Below are 258 nucleotides of genomic sequence, written 5' to 3' on the forward strand. Positions count from 1 at the left end.
AAACATGATGCTGTTGGTCTGGCTGTAAGACTCGTGCCGCTTGTCAAGATACTGGCGATGGCCGGTGAACTTGTACATCTTGGTCATGACCGGCATCACCATGTAAAGCCCGTCCACCCACCACCAATCATCCTTGTTGGCGGTGCACATCTGATATTCCATCACCTCGCGGGCGCGGGCTATTCTGCGCGGGTCCTTGTCGAGCTGGTAGAGGTCGGAGTAGACCTGGAAGCAGATCTGCCAGTCGCCGAACAGCAC

General features: G+C 56.2%; 1 protein-coding gene. It reads right to left on the minus strand.

Translation table 11 applies throughout. The features are described from left to right. Positions 1–258, minus strand: a 258-nt coding sequence (locus AC0IZJ_RS28545; RefSeq protein WP_471855640.1) for a glycoside hydrolase family 88 protein, incomplete at both ends; no start/stop codon positions are given.

The organism is Roseateles sp. AC306 (assembly GCF_979253795.1).